The 17,332-nt window shown below is 69.7% G+C and carries 12 protein-coding genes, 1 tRNA gene and 1 pseudogene; 9 read left to right on the top strand and 5 right to left on the bottom strand.

Annotated elements, in window-relative coordinates:
• The 6 genes and pseudogenes from PKA16_RS13830 to PKA16_RS13805 all read left to right on the top strand — a co-directional run.
• Positions 1-153: pseudogene (locus PKA16_RS13830) on the top strand (phenylalanine--tRNA ligase subunit alpha); the annotation flags it as partial.
• 40 nt (positions 154-193) lie between these two features.
• Positions 194-2,632 carry a phenylalanine--tRNA ligase subunit beta gene (pheT, locus tag PKA16_RS13825; RefSeq protein ID WP_324404056.1) on the top strand — a complete coding sequence of 813 codons (2,439 nt, stop codon included), beginning with the start codon at positions 194-196 and terminating at the stop codon, positions 2,630-2,632.
• A gap of 29 nt (positions 2,633-2,661) precedes the next feature.
• Positions 2,662-3,003, top strand: a complete 342-nt coding sequence (locus PKA16_RS13820) for an integration host factor subunit alpha (protein WP_324404055.1) — start codon at positions 2,662-2,664, stop codon at positions 3,001-3,003.
• Positions 3,004-3,098: 95 nt separating this feature from the next.
• Positions 3,099-3,542 (top strand): MerR family transcriptional regulator, encoded by a 444-nt coding sequence (locus PKA16_RS13815; RefSeq protein ID WP_324404054.1) that lies wholly within the window; start codon positions 3,099-3,101, stop codon positions 3,540-3,542.
• A gap of 87 nt (positions 3,543-3,629) precedes the next feature.
• Positions 3,630-3,706, top strand: a tRNA-Pro gene (locus PKA16_RS13810).
• Between the two features lie 1,683 nt (positions 3,707-5,389).
• A complete protein-coding gene (locus tag PKA16_RS13805) occupies positions 5,390-5,713 on the top strand; it encodes a hypothetical protein (RefSeq protein WP_324404052.1) in 324 nt (107 codons plus the stop codon).
• A 271-nt stretch (positions 5,714-5,984) separates the two neighbouring features.
• Here PKA16_RS13805 and PKA16_RS13800 read toward each other — a convergent pair whose 3' ends face one another.
• On the bottom strand, positions 5,985-6,956 hold the full coding sequence (locus tag PKA16_RS13800; protein ID WP_324404050.1) for an LD-carboxypeptidase: 972 nt from the start codon (positions 6,954-6,956) through the stop codon (positions 5,985-5,987).
• 100 nt (positions 6,957-7,056) lie between these two features.
• Positions 7,057-8,460, bottom strand: coding sequence for a tRNA adenosine(34) deaminase TadA (tadA, locus tag PKA16_RS13795; RefSeq protein ID WP_324404048.1), 1,404 nt, complete (start codon positions 8,458-8,460; stop codon positions 7,057-7,059).
• 756 nt (positions 8,461-9,216) lie between these two features.
• On the opposite strand from tadA, the gene PKA16_RS13790 reads away from it, so the two are divergent.
• Positions 9,217-11,052 carry a hypothetical protein gene (locus PKA16_RS13790; protein ID WP_324404046.1) on the top strand — a complete coding sequence of 612 codons (1,836 nt, stop codon included), beginning with the start codon at positions 9,217-9,219 and terminating at the stop codon, positions 11,050-11,052.
• 331 nt (positions 11,053-11,383) lie between these two features.
• On the opposite strand, the gene PKA16_RS13785 is transcribed toward PKA16_RS13790, so the two are convergent.
• Positions 11,384-12,493, bottom strand: coding sequence for a heparan-alpha-glucosaminide N-acetyltransferase domain-containing protein (locus PKA16_RS13785; RefSeq protein ID WP_324404044.1), 1,110 nt, complete (start codon positions 12,491-12,493; stop codon positions 11,384-11,386).
• A 359-nt stretch (positions 12,494-12,852) separates the two neighbouring features.
• Here PKA16_RS13785 and PKA16_RS13780 point away from each other — a divergent pair, with 359 nt between their 5' ends.
• The gene (locus PKA16_RS13780; protein ID WP_324404042.1) at positions 12,853-13,926 is read left to right on the top strand and encodes a histidine kinase; all 1,074 of its coding nucleotides are present in this window, start codon (positions 12,853-12,855) and stop codon (positions 13,924-13,926) included.
• A complete protein-coding gene (locus PKA16_RS13775) occupies positions 13,923-14,756 on the top strand; it encodes a LytTR family DNA-binding domain-containing protein (RefSeq protein ID WP_324404040.1) in 834 nt (277 codons plus the stop codon). Before PKA16_RS13780 ends, PKA16_RS13775 begins: the two co-directional genes overlap by 4 nt.
• 442 nt (positions 14,757-15,198) lie before the next feature.
• On the opposite strand, the gene PKA16_RS13770 is transcribed toward PKA16_RS13775, so the two are convergent.
• Both PKA16_RS13770 and PKA16_RS13765 read right to left on the bottom strand, forming a co-directional pair.
• Entirely contained in the window at positions 15,199-16,677 is a 1,479-nt protein-coding gene (locus PKA16_RS13770; RefSeq protein ID WP_324404038.1) for a hypothetical protein, read from the bottom strand.
• Positions 16,565-17,332: carboxypeptidase-like regulatory domain-containing protein (locus PKA16_RS13765; RefSeq protein WP_324404036.1), on the bottom strand; the 768-nt coding region annotated here is incomplete at its 5' end. The genes PKA16_RS13765 and PKA16_RS13770, both read right to left, overlap by 113 nt.

Below are 17,332 nucleotides of genomic sequence, written 5' to 3'. Positions count from 1 at the left end.
CAGGTGGTGCGCAACATGGGCCTGGATCCGGAGCGCTTCATCGGCTTTGCCTTCGGCTCCGGTATCGACCGCCTGGCCATGCTGCGCTACGGTGTCAGCGACCTGCGCCTGTTCTTCGAGGGCGATATCCGCTTCCTGCGCCAGTTCCGTTGAGCGCCGAGGCGGCCGCCGACGTCCAACTCCCGACAAGAAAATGCAATTTCCCGAATCCTGGTTGCGCGAATTCTGCAACCCGCCCCTGACGACCGACGAGCTGGCCGACACCCTGACCATGGGCGGCTTCGAGGTCGAGGAGCTGCATCCGGTGGCGCCGCCGTTCCGCCAGGTGGTGGTGGCCGAGATCGTGAGTGCCGAGCAGCACCCCAACGCCGATCGCCTGCGCGTGTGCCAGGTCGACGCAGGGCAGGGCGCGCTGCTGCAAGTGGTCTGCGGCGCGCCGAACGCGCGCGCCGGCATCCGGGTGCCGTGCGCCCTGGTCGGTGCCGAGCTGCCGCCGGGCGAGGATGGCCAGCCGTTCGCGATCCGCGCCAGCAAGCTGCGCGGCGTGGAAAGCCACGGCATGCTGTGCTCGGCGCGCGAGCTGGGCCTGTCGCAGGACCATTCCGGCCTGCTCGAGCTGCCGGCCGAGCTGCCGCTGGGCCAGGACGTGCGCGCGGCGCTCGACCTGGACGACACCGTGTTCACGCTCAAGCTCACGCCCAACCTGGGCCATGCACTGAGCGTCTACGGCATCGCGCGCGAGCTCTCGGCCCTCACCGGCGCGCCGCTTTCCACGCCCGTGCATGAGCCGGTGGCCGCGAGCAGCGACGAGGTGCTGCCGGTGCGCGTGAGTGCGCCCGACCTGTGCGGGCGCTTTTCCGGTCGTGTCATGCGCGGCGTGAACACCCGTGCCAAGACGCCCGCCTGGATGGTCGACCGCCTGGCGCGCTGCGGCCAGCGCAGCGTCACGGCACTGGTCGACATCTCGAACTACGTGATGTTCGAATACGGCCGGCCGACGCACATCTTCGACCTGGACAGGATCCACGGCGGCCTGGAGGTGCGCTGGGGCAGGGCGGGCGAGCGGCTCGAGCTGCTCAACGGCAACACCGTCGAGCTGGACGAGACCGTGGGCGTGATTGCCGACGCGCGCGAGGTCGAGTCGCTCGCCGGCATCATGGGCGGCGAGGCGACAGCCGTGTCGGACGAGACGCGGAACATCTACGTCGAGGCCGCCTTCTGGTGGCCCGATGCCGTCGCTGGCCGCTCGCGCCGCTACAACTTCGCCACCGACGCCGGGCACCGCTTCGAGCGCGGCGTGGATCCCGCGCGCACGGTCGAGCACATCGAACGCATCACGGCGCTGATCCTGGAGATCTGCGGCACGCCGCAGACCACCTGCGGCCCCGTCGACGACCAGCAGCCAAGCATGCCCGAGCTCGCGCCCGTGACGCTGCGCGCCGCGCGCGCCGCCAAGGTGATCGGCATGCCGATTGCACAGGCCGACTGCGTGCAGGTGATGCAGCGCCTCGGCCTGGACTTCGTCGAAGGGGAGGGCACGCTGACCGTGACCCCGCCGCCCTGGCGCTTCGACCTGCGCATCGAGGAGGACCTGATCGAGGAGGTGGCGCGCATCATCGGCTACCAGCGCCTGCCCGAGGACGCGCCGCGTGCTCCCATCGTGCCGCGCACGCGCTCGGAATCACGGCGCGGCGCCTTCGACGTGCGTCACGCGCTGGCGCGCCTGGGTTACCTGGAAACCATCAACTTCAGTTTCGTCGACGCGCAGTGGGAGCGCGATCTCGCCGGCAACGCCGATCCGATCCGCCTGCTCAACCCGCTTACCAGCCAGATGAACGTGATGCGTTCATCCCTGCTCGGGTCGCTGCTCGATGCGCTCAAGCACAACACCGACCGGCGCGCCGAGCGCCTGCGCATCTTCGAGGTCGGCCGCGTGTTTCGCCGCGACCCGGCGACCCGAACCGGGGAGGGCAGCGTGCAGGGCGTCCAGCAGCCGCTGCACGTGGCCGGCCTGATCTTCGGCCCGGCCGAGCGCCAGGGCTGGGCGGGCAGGCAGCCGCCCGCCGATTTCTTCGACGCCAAGGGCGACGTCGAGGCCCTGCTCGCGCCGCGCGGCGCGATCTTCGAGCGGGCCGAGCACCCGGCCCTGCACCCGGGGCGCTGCGCGCGCATCCGCCTGGACGGTGCGCTGGTCGGCCACGTGGGCGAACTGCATCCGCGCTGGCGCCAGTCCTGGGGCCTGGCACAGGCGCCCGTGCTGTTCGAGTTGGCCCTGGACGCCGTGCTGGCGCGGCCCCTTCCGGTCGTGCAGGCCGTGCCGCGTCAGCTGCCGGTCGAGCGCGACATCGCGGTCGTGGTGCCGGAGGCCGTGAGCCACGACAAGCTGCTCGGCGCGGTGCGCGCGGCGGCGCCGGACGGGATGCTGCGCGAGGTGGCGCTGTTCGACATCTACCGCCCGCGGCCAGACGGGGCGCGCTCGAGCGGCGTGGCGGCGGGCGAGAAGAGCATGGCGCTGCGTCTCGTCCTGGCGGGAGAAGCCGACGAAGGCCTGACCGACGAACGCATCGACGCTGCCGTTCGCGGCGTCGTCGAGGGCCTGGAGCGCGCTCTGGGCGCCCGCTTGCGCGCCTGATGCAAGCGTCACGAGGAGGAGGCCAGAACATGAACGAACCGTCCGAGGCACCGCTGGAGCTGGTGGTCGACAGCCTCGAAACCACGGCCCTCACCAAGGCCCAGCTGGCCGAGCTGCTGTTCGAGCAGATCGGCCTGAACAAGCGCGAATCGCGCGACATGGTGGACGCTTTCTTCGGCCTCATCGGCGAGCGCCTGATCGCTGGCGAGGACGTACGCCTGTCGGGCTTTGGCAACTTCCAGTTGCGCGTCAAGGCGTCCCGGCCCGGCCGCAACCCGCGCACCGGCGAATCGATCCCGATTCCGCGGCGCCGGGTCGTCACCTTTCACCCCAGCCCGAAGCTGAAGGAGCAGGTTCAGGGCAGCCCTTGATGGATCGGCGGCGGTTCGGATTGGGGGCGGGTTGGCAGTCCATGGCCACATGCGCTAACCTCGAATGCTCGCCGATCGAGTCCATCTGACGCCAAATGAAGGCCAGTCTTCCGCCCATCCCGGCCAAGCGCTACTTCACCATTGGTGAGGTCGGCGAACTGTGCGGGGTGAAACCGCACGTGCTGCGCTACTGGGAGCAGGAGTTCACGCAGCTGCGCCCGATGAAGCGCCAGGGCAACCGCCGCTACTACCAGCACCACGAAGTGTTGATGATCCGCCGCATTCGCGAGTTGCTGTATGAACAGGGTTACTCGATCAGCGGCGCGCGCCAGCAGCTCATGCAGTCGGCATCGCGTGCGCGCGCGGTCGTCGACGGGGCGCACGCATCGGCGGAAGCAGCCGTGGACGCTTCCATGAGCCCGGGCGTCCAGGACGCGGCGCCCATTCGACATGACGACGAGGTCAGCGATGAAACCCTGTTGCAGGCCGTGGCCGCCGAGCTGCGCCAGATTCGCGATTTGCTGATGCCGCCACAATGAGCCGCGACCGGGCCGGCATCCCGGGTGCCGACACCGCCTCCGAAGCCGAAGAGCAAGGCGGGAGCACAGTTATAATGAAAAGCTCCACGGCGTGTAGCGCAGCCTGGTAGCGCACTTGCATGGGGTGCAAGGGGTCGCGAGTTCGAATCCCGCCACGCCGACCACTGTTCACAAGGGACTGCAGCGATTCAAGCTGTGGTCCCTTGTTCTTTTTGGGCGCTGGGTGAACAGCGTCAGCGGTGGCGGGCGCGTCGACATCCTGCGCCGCGATGTCTCGGGCCGCAGCGGCACGCACGTGGGCAAAGTCGCGGCCGTGTTGGCGCGCACCGGCCCCGAGCGCTGGAGGCTGCGGTGCCGTTGGCCGACCTGGTGCTCAGCTTGTTGACACGCGTCATTCGGAGCGCCTACATTCGCGGACGGCAAGGCAGAAGCGGGAGCAATCGATCTGGATATGAACACTGGGGGCTGTACGGAAGTCCTTTTTTGAGCCATGTTTGACTACATACAATGTGTATTTCTCGCCCGACATAATCGGCTCGAAGCATTTTCTATCGTCAGCAAAAGAATATCCCGATTCAGGTTGTCCACATAATGAGGAAACCCCTGTCCCGGTAATACGGGGCACGGGAATAGGAAGCCTTGACATGGGGCCTGCCGCCCCATACCCCAGCCCCGCGAGCGGGTCCCCCTGTTTATCAGGAAGTGAGGAACGAGCCGCCGCGACCGAAACCGGGCCACGGTGGGCTAGAAGCGGGCCAGGACGCGCCGCAGACCCCGGACATAGGGCAGGGTAGCCAGGACGACCGGAAACCGTCTGGCGGGCCGGATTACACTTGCGAGATGCCATGATTCGACTCCTTCACAGTCGGTTTGTGGACAGAAGGCCCGGCGCTGACACGCTGGGCTTTCGCTTTCTCAGGGTTTCCCCTAGACCTGACCCCCTCCAAGGACTCCCGATCGCGTCCTGACCCGAGGCCAAGACCGCCCAGACCAGAACGAATACTTTCTTCTGTGTCCTGCCTCGATCGCGCTCCCGAACCGATAGCATCCGGGCCAGCATTGGCGCCAAATCTTGTGTGTAGATTTCTATTGTGTCCGTTGGATAAATTTAGCGGCGCTGCGCGCCGCAGCCCCTGCGGGTCTGCGCTGGCGGGCATCGCCGCCACCCCGGCCGGGCTCGCGCCCGTATCCCCGCAGACCGGGGCCCCTCGGCGCGCGGGCCCGGCCGGCGCGTCAGCGCCGCCCACCAGCCTACCTTTGAGGTGGCGAAGCTCACGCAGGGCCAGGGCTCCAACATGGGCACGACGAATCAACAACGACCACCAGGCGGCATCCTGGGGATTCAATTCGTGACCCTCGGGCGTGCACAGCTTGCCCCTGGAGATGGACCAATCACGCCAGGCAGCGCCCGGTAATTCGTAGCCCAGGTACAAACGAAGCAGCCTCAGCGCCGCGAACGGCACCGGGTGGCGGCCAGACTCCCAGTTATGCAAAGACCGCTCGGAGACGTGCAGGAACTTCGCACAATCGGCCCGCGACCAGCCGAGATTCCGATACAGCGCGCGGAACTTGCGGCCTTGCTGGGCGCGGCTTTCCAGGACGTGGCCGGGCACGGCCACCCTGGGTTTAGCTTCATACAATGTGTATTATGTTAATGACGATATGCCAAAAAAGACCTGATTTGCGTCAGTTCCGCGCCACGGTGTCGCCAGCTATCGCACGGAACCTACAACTTTGGCACAAATCCCCATTGCCAAAGACTGGAAACTACCTATCATTTGATGTAACTAAAGGAATCTCTGCGGCAATCGCCGCAACGTCTCTGGCGCATTTGATGGATCGAAGGCATGATGTTTACGAACCTCTATGAGCGGTTGGTGAACCGCAAGCGCGACGGTCGGCGCGTCGCCCATCGCGTCGAGCAGATTCGCGATGCCATGCTGGGCCTGCTTGGCGACGAAGGTGCCAAATTGCATCCGCGGGTGGCGCGGCGCATCCAGTTCAGCGTCGACGAGATGGCACTCTGGTATGCACGTGGTGAACTGATGGCGGCGCTCGCCGACCTCTATGGCGAAGAGGCGGCACACCGTCGCGTGACCCGGCAAACGGCACTGTTCAAGGGCCTGGTTCCCAAGGGCATGGTCACGCGCTCGCTTTCCAATCACCCCTGACACGCGCTCGCGCGGGCACCATCGGATTTCGCCAGGAGGCCGTGCATCGGCGGGCCCTGTCCCAGCGCGTGCCAGGCTGCGGCCTGGCCGATTCGGGGGGCCTGAATACCCTTCGCCAGAAATCGCTCCAGAGGGGGTCGGCGCTCCGCCGTTGCGTGAACCCGATCCAGCGGATCGCTGTCGCGGCGGCACCTCCCAAGACAGCGTTCCGTAGGTCGTTGAACTCTTGGATGCGCCTGGCCCGCGTGATGGAACGGGCGGATCCTGGTGCTCAGTGCAGGTGGCCCCACAGCAGCAGCGCCTCGCGGCCCTGCACCCACAGGTCGACCGTTGCCCCAACCGGCAGCAACACCTTGGTCGGGACATGTCCGAATGGCAAGCCGGTCAGCACCGGTATCTTGAGCGCATCGCGCAAGTGTCCAACGACCTTGGCGAGCGTATAGCCGCGATCGTGCGCACCCAGCGCATAGTCGGTGAACTGCCCCAGCACCACCGCCTTCTGGCGGGCCAGCACGCCGGCGTGCTGCAGTTGGAGCAGCAGGCGTTCGATGCGATACGGATGCTCGCCGACATCCTCCAGGAACAGCACACCGTGCTTGATTTCGGGCCACCATGGCGTGCCCAGCAGCGAGTTCACCAGCGTCAGGTTGCCGCCCCACAGGCAGGCCTGGTGCGCGAGGCGGCCGGAGCGGCCGCGCAATGCGGCCAGATCCGATGCCGGCAGGCGCCAACCGGTGCCCTCGCCCACTCCCTGCACCAGGTCGTCGAAGCAGGCGAGCATGATTTCGTCCGGGGCGCTTTCAGCAACTGCCCCTGGCGGGCCCCCTGAACCCTCGCTCCGGCTGGCCATGCCGAAACCTTCGCACAGCGCCGGACCGGCCCAGGTCACGGCAGCGTGGCGCGCCAGCAAGCCCAGTTGCAGGGTGGTGAAGTCGCTGAAGCCGACGAAGCGCGTGCCCTTGCCGGCGGCGCGAGCCAGTTGCCGCCAAGGCAGGCGCGGCAGCAGGCGCGTCAGGCCGTAGCCACCGCGTGTGATCAGGGCCAGGTCGGCGCCGCTGGCGGCGGCGCGGCCGATGGCCGCCAGGCGGGTGTCGTCATCACCGGCGAAGCGCTGCCAACTGGCCAGCGCATCCGGGTCGATTTCCACCTCGTGGCCCAGCGCGCGCAGACGCTTGATGCCGCGCCGAAATGCCGCCCGGTCGCGCACCGCGCCGGATGGCGAGTAGACATAGATGTGCGCCATGGCGTCCTGCTTGTTGTTCGTCTGGTCGGCTGCATTCCGGGCTATGGACACCCACAACTATAAAAATTATAGAACTCGCGCGTGGCTCAGCGGACGCCCGTCACGGCGCGAAATGCCGCAGGGCGCGCCGCGCGATGTCCACGCCGGCGTGCTCGGGCACGAAGTGGCCGGCCTGAGGCAGCACCCAGGGCTCGGGGCAGCCGCGAATGTCGGCGTGCAGCGCGCGCATCACGGGTTCGCCCAACACGGGATCCGCGGCCCCGATCACCATCAGGCTGCGGCCCTGCCATGCCGTGCGCCAGAACGTCCGTGCCTGGCGCGACGTGGCGGCGCCCTCGTCGTGTGCCTGCTCGGGCACCCGGGCCGGGAAGGCGCGCGTCGCCGCCCGGTGGCCGGCATCCGGAAACGGTGCGTCGTAGGCCGCGCATTCGGCCGCACCGAGTTGGGGATTGCCGCGCGCCAGCAGGCGCCCGATCCCGAACGTGGGCCTGGCTGCGCACATCTCGCGCCAGGCCAGGAAACCGCCTGGCAAGGGCGCGTCGCCGGTGGCCAGCAGGGTGTTCATGGCCAGCAATCCGCCATAGCGACCCGGCGCGGCCATGGGCAGCGTCAGGCCCAGCAGGCCGCCCCAGTCCTGCACCACCAGCACGACGCGCTGCAGGTCGAGGTATTCGATCAGTTCGAGCAGGATCTGCCGATGGCGGCAGAAGCCGTGGAAATCCTCCTTCTTGGGTTTGTCGCTCTTGCCGAAGCCGATCAGGTCGGGCGCCACCACGCGATGGCCGGCAGCGGTGAAGACCGGGATCATGTGGCGATACAGATAGCTCCAGCTCGGATTGCCGTGCAGGCAGAGCCAGGTCAGCGGTGCCTCGGCTGGTCCTTCGTCCAGATAGTGCAGCCGCAAGCCAGCCAAGGCCGGCAAGTCGGCGACGTAATGGGGCGACCAGGGGTAGCCGGGCAGGTCGGCAAACGCCCGGTCGGGCGTGCGCAGGGCGTCCTCGCGCAGTGGTGCCGGGTTGGCGCGGCGCGCCTTGAAGAAGGCGCGCAGCAAGGCGCTGCTCTCCTCGGCCAGCACGCCCCCTTGCACCACCGTCTGGTGATTCAGGCGCGCATCCGCGAACAGGTTGATCGCCCCACCGGCTGCCCCGGTCTTCGGGTCCGGGGCTCCATAGACGACGCGCGCGAGCCGCGCATGCAGCATCGCCCCGACGCACATGGCGCACGGCTCCAGCGTCACGTACAGCGTGCAGTCGTCGAGCCGGTAGTTGCCCAGTCGCCGGGCCGCGGCACGCAGGGCGATGATCTCTGCGTGTGCGGTCGGGTCGTGGCGCGCAACCGGCGCGTTGTGCCCGCGCGCGATGACGCGGCCACCCCGGGTCAGGATCGCTCCCACCGGCACCTCCCCTGCCGCCGCCGCCGCCGCCGCCTGATCCAGTGCCAGTCGCATGGCGTCCTGATCATCGTGCACGGCTTGATCGAGGGTCGGGTCGGGCGTTGAACGCATGGGGCGGCCGGAAATGCGATGGCGAAAGCAGGCCAACGGCAGGTGCGTCGAATCCCGGACGGCGCGGGGCATTCCGGGCCACGGCGCAGAGGGCCTGAACCGGTGGGTGGTTGAACCGGAGCGCACCCGATTCTTGCAGATCGCGCGCTGACCGGCAGGTGCATCGCATGCGAACTCCGGCCACGGTCGTCGGAACCCGCAATCCCGGCACCTCGCCCTGCCCGCCGCATCCAGCCCCCTTGGCTGCGCGCCTCGTCAGGCGTGGCGTGCTGCCGCGCGCCGGAGCGGCCCACAAGCCCGTCGGCGATGGGTTCGCGCCGGTCGATGCCACGCGGCGCCAGCAAGGGCCTGCAGCGAGTGCAAAAGTGTGCGGGATTGCAGATTTTTGGGGACCAGGCCGTGCCAGCGTGCCGAGAACGCCTCCATAATCGCCACGGTCAATTCGTAATTTAATGTAAATACTTGGTGTTCATGCGACTGAAGACGCCAGTTCAAGCCCAGAAGAACGATCAACCCCGCTGTGTGCCCCGCGCCATGCATGCCATTCGAGGATCCACCATGAAGCCCCTGCACCTTCACAGTCCCGCGGCATCCCCCGATGCCAGGATGGGGCACCGCCAGGCCTGGGTCTCCTTGTGGCACTGCGTGCAGCGTCTCCGCGCCGCTGCGCCCAGCCTTCTGGGAGCACCATGCGCGGATGGGGCGGGCAGCGGGATCCGGTCCAGGTCCCGGCACACGTTTCTGCGACCGCTCGGCATGCTCCTGGCCGTCACGCTGGGCTGGCCGGCGCAGGCGGTCGTGCTTGGCGCCGCGTCGACGCGATCGCACCTCGGCCAACCCCTGGTGGCGGAAATCCAGGTGCTGGATGCTGACTCGGGCAGCTTGAGCGCAGCGCTTGCGCCGCCCGAGATGCACCAGAGCCATGGCGTGCGGGCACCCCACTACGACCTGGGGCGCATCGATGTGCGGGTGGTCGAGAAGAGCGATGGTCAGCGCGTGGTTCGCGTCACCAGCCAACGTCCCGTGCACGAGCCGATCGTGCAGTTCCTGGTCGAAGCCCGCGACGGCCGGGGCCATATCGTGCGCAAACTGGCGCTGCTGGTGGACCCGGTTTCGGAGCGTGCTGCGGGCCCCGCGGCCGCAGCGACCGACGCAGCCGCCAGCCATGCCAGCGGGCCGGCCCAGGAAGCGGCGGTCCCGCCACCGGTCCAGCAGCGCACGGCGTCGCGTCCATCGGCCGAGCGCCGATCCCAGGCACGGCCTGCTGTCGCGCGAGCGCAAAGGACCGCCTCCCGCAGGGCTCGGAAGAGCGCGGCGCCAGGCCGATCGAACAGCACCAAGCCGGCCCTGCGAGCCCGCGCCAAGCCAGCCGTCGCGCCTGCAGCGAGCGCGTCCACCGCGGCACCTGCCCACCAGAGCGCGCCGCCGCGGCCCAGCGCTGTCGCGACCAGCGCCGAAGCCGAGCACGCCCAGGCGGGTGACCCGCCGTCGCCGACGAAAGATCCTGTCGCGGCGGAGAGCGATGCAGCGGCCCGGCCGGACACCGGACTTTCCATGACGGCTGAGCGGCCCGTCGACCCGACGGCGTCGGAGCCATCCGCCAGCACGGATTCACTGGTCGGAATCAGCTCCGCGCAGGCCGCCACCCCGGCTGCAACGACGCAGGAGCCCATCGGCACCGCGGCTCCCGAGCGGTCGGCGCTGGGCCCGAGCATCAGCAGCCAGACGCTGGCCGGCGCAGTCCTGCTGCTGCTGGGCGGCCTGTTTGTCCTGCTGAGGCGCCGGGGTCGACGGCACGGGGCCAGTACCGAGTCGCTCGACTCGGTGTTGATCGCGACCGAAAACGAGGAGATCTCGGCCTTCGGCGCCCAGGCCGATCCGGCCCGCCCGAATTCGGCCTTCGCACCGGCGCGCTCCACGACCGGCGCCGCGCTGGCGCAGACGCCCAACCAGGACTGCCTGGCCGCGCTCCAGGCCGACGAAGACGTGGATCCGCTTGCCGAAGCGGATGTCTACATCGCCTATGGCCGCACCGACCAGGCCAAGGCGATCCTGGAAGAGGCCGTGCACCACCACCCGGAGCGCGCCGCACTACACCTGAAACTGATGTCGATCCACCGGGATCAGAGCGACGCCCTCGCCTTCAAGGAGCGTGCACGCATCCTCGCCCTGCTGACCGGGCAGATAGGACCCGCCTGGCACGAAGCCTGTGCGATCGGGCGCAGGCTGATCCCGGGTGACTCGCTCTTCATCGACTCCGAACAGCCGCCCTTGCCGAAGCGCGGCATCGCAGCCGACCCCGCTCAGCCGCAGGGGCAGCCCGGCCTGCGCACGCCGCAGCATGGCGCAGACCCCAGGCCGGCCGAGCGCACCATGCCTGGCGCCGACCTGACCGAATCCTATTACGCGGAATTGGGTGATACGGATCCTGGCGCCCTCAGCTTCGTCGGGCAAGCCACGGCAGCAGCCGCGGGCGCCGCGGAAGCGGCCCATCAGGTCGACCTGGAGCTGTTCACCCTGAGCGACGGCGAGCCGCTCGGGCCGTCCGAGGTGCTGGAGGGCGAGACCTCCCCCCGGGAAGCGCCCGTATGAGGGACCGCGCGGCATCACGCTGGGCCCAGCCGTAACGGGACCCGTCGGCCCGTCGCGTACCCGACCGCGTGAGCTGATTCTTGCGTGCTTGGCCCGGATCAGCTCCCGGCCGACGATGCAGACGGGGTCGCTGGAAACGCGCCGGCGCGGGTTGCCGAAACCAGGGCGGGCCAGCCGTCGGCGCCAGGGTGAAGCTGAACAAGTTCCCGCGATGCGGGGCGCGCTGGGCTTCAGAAGCGCAGCGGGCGAGGGATCTGTTCAGTGTCGCCCCAGGCCCGTGGCTCGCGCCGGCGGCGCTGGAGAAAAACCGCCACCCACGCGCGCCCTGGCATCAGAAGAAGCGCCAGATCGAATCGGTCGGCGTGCGGCGCTTGAAGGCGCCCCAGCGCAGGCACAGCGGCCACAGCATGAGCAGGCCGACAGCCCACATCGCCAGCATCTGCGCCAGGCTGGCGCCGCCGCGAAACGCGAGGCCGAGCAGCGCATACAGCCACAGGTGCGCAAGGTAGAACATCATTGCCGAGCGGCCAAAGGCGGTCAGCGGTTGCCAACGCCGCCGGGCGAGCGCCTGCAAGCGTCCCCAGTTCGCCATCAGCGCCAGGTTGACGGCCAGCGTCATGGCCAGGTAGGCCAGGCTGGGGGGATATTTGACGACGGTGAGAAAACCGAGCGCCCCGGGCGGCACCTCGTGCAGGTTGCCGAAGCCGCCGCCCATCCGCAGCGCGACGAACAGCAGCGCCAGCACCAGCGCCAGTCGGCCTGCCAGGCGCTGCGCCGCCGCGGCATCCCGTACCACCGCGCGGCCAAGCAACAAGCCGAAGGCGACGACGCCAAGCCATGGCACGACCGGGTAGAACACCTCCCAGGCGTTCGTGTGTCCCGGCACGAGCAGCAGGCGCAGCCACGGCGCATGCAGGGTCGCCGCCTGATCGGCTCCGGGGGTCAGCCATTCGGTCACCAGCAACGTTGCCGCTCCCAGCGCGCCGACCAGCCACGCCGGCGCGCGCACCAGCAGTCCCCACAGGGCCATGGCGGCGCCCAGCGAGAACAGCACGCCGACGTAGATGCGAACGTCGCTGCCGCCGCCCGGCACCATGCCATGGCTCACCGCGGCACCCGGAGCGGTGGTGAAGAGGCCCAGGATCCAGGCCGGGTCCTCGACCAGGAACTGCAGCGCGATCAACAGCAGTCCGCGCGTGACGAAGAAGCGCCGCACGCGCGCAGCGCTCCAGCCGGCCTGGCCGCGCGCATGCGCCAGCAGCGCCATGCCCACGCCCATCAACAAGGCAAAGCCGGGGGCGCACAGGTGGCTCAGCCAGCGCGCCCAGAACTCCTGCGTGTGGGTGCGGGCGATGAAGACGCTGGCGTGGTCGATGGCCATCGCCGCCATGATCAGGCCGCGGTGCAGGTCGAAGCCATCGAGGCGGGTCGTGGCGGCCACGGCCCGCGGCCTCGCAGGCGGCGCGGCTGCGGCCAGCGCGGGCGAGACTGCGGACGCACTCACGGCGCCTGCTCCAGCAGCGCCGGGTCGCCGATGGCGGGAACGGGAGAAGGTCGGATCAGAAGATACATGGCAAGCTCCAGACAAGGAAGGCGCGGTGGTCGGCCAAGTGCGCTCGCATGCTGCGCCGTCGCACCCGGGGCGGCAAGCGCCGTGTGACCAATGGTTCGGCGCCGTCGCCAGGCGTCCCCAGCGGCCGCCCGGCGGTGACGCCAGCGGCACCACACCACTGGCGCCGCCCGGCGCCGGTTCGTCGCAAGGTGCAGGCACCCGGCCCAGGCGCGCATTACATTGGCGCCATGACCGTGCACCCAGCCCTGCCTGCCCCCGCGCCCACACGCCGGCTGCCGCCCTGGCTGACGGCCACCGCCGCGGTGCTGCTGCTCAACACCTTGATCGCCGCGCTGCTCACGGTGCTCGACCCGCCCATCGGCGGCTTTGCGCGCAACCTGCTGTTTTCGCAATGCATCGGCCTGTCGGTGTTCGGGCTGGGGATGGCGGTGCGGGCGCTGCGGCCGATCGGGCGGCTGGCGCCAGCCGCCCGCGTCGGGGTCGCCATCGGGCTGGCGGCGCCGCTGGGCTCGGTGTGCGGCTACGCCCTGGCCTACACGCTGCTGGGTGAGCCGGTGCGCCTGCTGTCCACCGGCCCGGGGCGCGCGGTGGCGATCCTCGCCACCGTCCTTGGCTCGGGCTTCGTCGGCTACCTGATGTGGCTGCGCCAGCGGCTGGCGCAGGAGGCGGCGCAGCGCGCGCGTGCCCAGCAACTGGCCGCCGAGTCGGAACTGCGCCTGCTGCGCGCGCAGATCGAGCCGCACATGCTGTTCAACACCCTGGCCAACCTGCATTCGCTGGTCGACGACGACCCCGGCCTTGCCAAGGTCATGCTCGACCGCCTGATCGTCTACCTGCGCGCCGCGCTCGCCGCCTCGCGCAGCGAGTGGGTGACGCTGGCGCAGGAATACGCGCAGCTCGACGCCTACCTCGGCATCATGGCCGTGCGCCTGGGCGCGCGCCTGGACTTCACGCTGCGGCTGCCGGATGAGCTCGCTGGCGTGCGCGTGCCGCCGATGCTGCTGCAGCCGCTGGTCGAGAACGCGATCAAGCACGGGATCGAACCCAAGATCGGCGGCGGTCGCGTCGACGTCGAGGCGCGGCGCGGCGCGGCCGGCGAGGTCGCGCTGATTGTCACCGACACCGGCCTGGGCCTGGCGTCAGGCACCGGCGACGCGGCGCCCCCCGATGCGGACCGCGGGCACTACGGGCTGGCGCACGTGCGCGAACGCCTGCGCGCCGTCTACGGAGGCGCCGCCGCCTTTGAGCTGGGCCCCGGGGCGCCCCACGGCACGCGCGCCTGCGTGAGAATTCCGGCATGAGCACGCCGCCCGCCGCCCACGCCGCCCCGACCGCACTGGTGGCCGAGGACGAGCCGGTGCTGGCGCGCACCCTGGTGCGGTTGCTGCGCCAGGCCTGGCCGGAGCTGCGCATCGTGGCACAGGCCGAGGACGGGCTGGCCGCCACCGCGCTGGCGCTCGATCACTTGCCTGCCGTGCTGTTCCTGGACATCCGGATGCCAGGGCGCAGCGGCCTCGAGGTGGCCGCTGCCGTCACCGACGACTGGCCCGAGGGCCAGCCCCTGCCCCTGCTGGTATTCGTGACGGCCTACGACGAGTTCGCCGTGCAGGCGTTCGAGCGTGCCGCAGTCGACTACGTGCTCAAGCCCGTCGCGCCCGAGCGCCTGGCGCAGACGGCGGCCCGGCTGCGCCAGCGGCTGAGCGAGCGCGCCGCCGCCGCGCCCGGCGACGCCGCCCGTCTGCTGCGCACGGTGCAGGCGATCGAGCGCGCCGATGGTCCGGCCAGCCTGCCACCGCCCGCGACCGAGCGCATCCGGGTGCTGCGCGCGGCGGTCGGGTCGAGCGTGCGCATGATCGCCCTGGCCGATGTCATCGTGTTCGAGGCCACCGACAAGTACGTCAACGTCGTCACCGAAAGCGGCGACGCGCTGATCCGCATGAGCCTGCGCGAACTGGCGATGCGGCTCGAAGGCGTGGAATTCGTGCAGGTGCACCGCTCGATGCTCGTCAACGCCGCGCGCATCCGCAGCGCCACGCGCGACGAGATCGGCCACTACTGGCTCGAGCTCGAAGGCCTGAAGCGCCCGGTCAAGGCCAGCCGCGCCTTCGGGCATCTGTTCAAGCCGATGTAGCGCAACGGCGCCGCACCGCATCGCGCGCCCGGAAGCCGGGCGCCATTCCGGCACGTTCGAGGACGCGCGCAGCGTGGTGCCGCAACCGGGGCGGACCGACATGGGGCTTGTGCCAGTGCCCTTCGCGAATCCACCACCCTGCCCTGCCTGTGGGTTCAACCCAGAAACGGCAGTTGGACGCGTTCACCAGCACCGCCGTCGCCGCGCCATGCAGCGTTGTGCGTCGCGCGGCACACCGGTGCGCGGCGCGGCGAGCGGCCGCCCCCGTTCGCGCTGTCCAAAGGCGCGCAGGCGCCTCTGCAGCCGTGGCGCTCACCTCGACCTCGCCTGACACGCGACCGATGACGACACTCCCGGGCGCTTCCAACCGCCGGATTCAGCTTCGATCTGTTCCCGGGAGCATGGGGCACTGCCCTTCTGGTCGACGGCGCACGCGCAGGGTTCAGGATCCCCGGAGGTCGGTCTTGTGACATCCCCCACAAGCGTTCGTGTAGGGGATGGGCATCGCAGTCTCCGGCGTCTTGCCGGCAGCGATCACGCCCGGATTCTCGCGACTCGGCACGTCCATCACGTGTGAACTCAGGTCGCCTTGCCAGAACTGGCCGAGAACACCGCCAAGCGAGCCGGCGAGCCCCGGGCGACCGGCACCGTCACGCGCCGTGCGGGGCATGTGGCAGGTCGTGCAGTTGCTGGCAAACGAGCGATGCCGGGCGTGCCCGGCGACGCTGCCGAGGTTGCTCGGCTCGTGGCAGTCGACACACACGGTCGAGGGCGCCGCCACCTCGCCCGGTTGCGTGCCACGCGCCCAGCCCACGGGCCCGCGCGCGTGCGAGCCGTGGCAGTCGGTGCACGACACGAATTCGCTGCGGTTGCGGTAGTGCACGGACTTGACGTGGTCGGTCGCCTGCTGGTGCGGATGGTCGGAGTGCAGGTCATCCTCCCAGATCAGCGACGGCTCGGCATCACGCTGCGTCACGTAGTAGCGGAACCAGTCGGCCCGCCGCGTGCCCGGCCGCATGAGCTGGTTCTCGCGTCCGGGCTCCTGGCCGATCGGCTGGCGCGTCGCCAGCTCGAAGGTGTCGTTGCTGCGGATGCGGGAATGGCATTGCGTGCAGAGCTGCACCTCACGCTCCGCCGACAGCAGGCGCGGGTTGACGATGAAGGCGCCCGGGCGCGTGCCGGAGCCGCTGGAGGCGCGCCGGTGGCGATTGCCCGGGCCGTGGCAGGCTTCGCAGCCGACATTGAGCTCGTGGCGGTCGCCGTGGGCGCCGTAGGGAATGCCATCGCTTGCCGGGAACGCCTGCGCGGTGAAGAAGCCGGTCGGCTCGTCCCGGCCGAGCCGGTAGTCCAGCACGTGGCATGCGGCACAGGACGCCTCGAACGCGCTCTTGGCCCCGGGCGGCTTGAACGCGGTCACGTCGCCGTCGTCGTTGACCTCGATCCAGCGGCTGGCGTGGTCGCCCCGGAAGTAGCCGCGCGTCGCGTCCAGCGCGGCAGCAGCGTCACTGCCCTCGAACTGGACCTTGAACGGCAGCGCGAAATGCGCGGTCACATCCGGGTTGCCCGGCGCGGCAACGCGGGTCAGGAAGCGTTGCGTCGTGCCCTGCCCGCCCATGACGAGGGCCACCTCGAACTTCCGGCTCGGCGCAACGATGGCGCTTGCGGGGTTGTCGACCAGGGTCATCACCGGTACGCCGTTTTCCCGCTCCAGCACGGCCTTGAACGCCCAGTTGTCCGGTTCCGTCTCCAGCGCGAGATAGGAATCCTGGCCGTGGTCGCCCTGGTGCCCGCCGGCGTGCTCGTCGTCGTCATCGTGGTCGTCGTCCTTGCCACCGGTGGCGAAGTTGGCCACGAAATAAAGCGTGCGCGCGCCGTCGGCCGGAAACGCCTTGTAGACCCCGGCATTCCAGCTTGCCGCCACGAGCTCCTGATCCTGCAGTGCACTCGACACGCCGAGCGCCGTGACGCCGAGCGCGTGCGGGGTGCGTTTCCAGCCCTCCTGCGCTCCGTGGCACGCCAGGCAGGCCCTGGACCCGATTGCCGGCATCCGATGGCGGGCGCGACGACAGCCGGATCTCCAGCGGCGCCGCGGCGAGCTCGCGCCCCGACTGGGCGCGCCGCGCCAGGTTGCCGCCCGGGAGCACCTCCTCCTCCGAGGCCGGGGTCACGTGGACGAAGTAGGACGCATCGGCACGCACCGCAGGCAGCGAAAACTGCCCGGCGTCATCCGTCTGCGCCCTGGGGAAGGAGGCTCCAGCGCGGTCGATCGCATCCTCGAGCGGTTCGTCGATGCCATCGGCGGCGCCGCTGAGGATGGCCGAGGCGCGCATCGGCGTTTCGGTATCCACCGCCTTTGCCGGCACGGCAAACACCGTGGCCCCGGCAACCGGGGTGCCGGAGGCGTCCGTCACCCGGCCCCGAAGCGCAACCGACCCGCCCGCATCGGACGAACTCGACCCGCACGCGGCCAGGAGCAGCGCGGCAAGGGCCGCCAGCAAAGCCCCCAGTGTTGCCTTGACCAGCTCGTGTCCCAACAAGTGGTGTAAGTCTTCGAACGCGCGGCAAGGTGCGTAGGG

Source organism: Ottowia sp., from assembly GCF_035325765.1.
Classification (GTDB): domain Bacteria; phylum Pseudomonadota; class Gammaproteobacteria; order Burkholderiales; family Burkholderiaceae_C; genus Ottowia.
The sequence above is the reverse complement of the archived record's forward strand: the minus strand, read 5'-3'. Positions and strand labels throughout refer to the sequence as shown.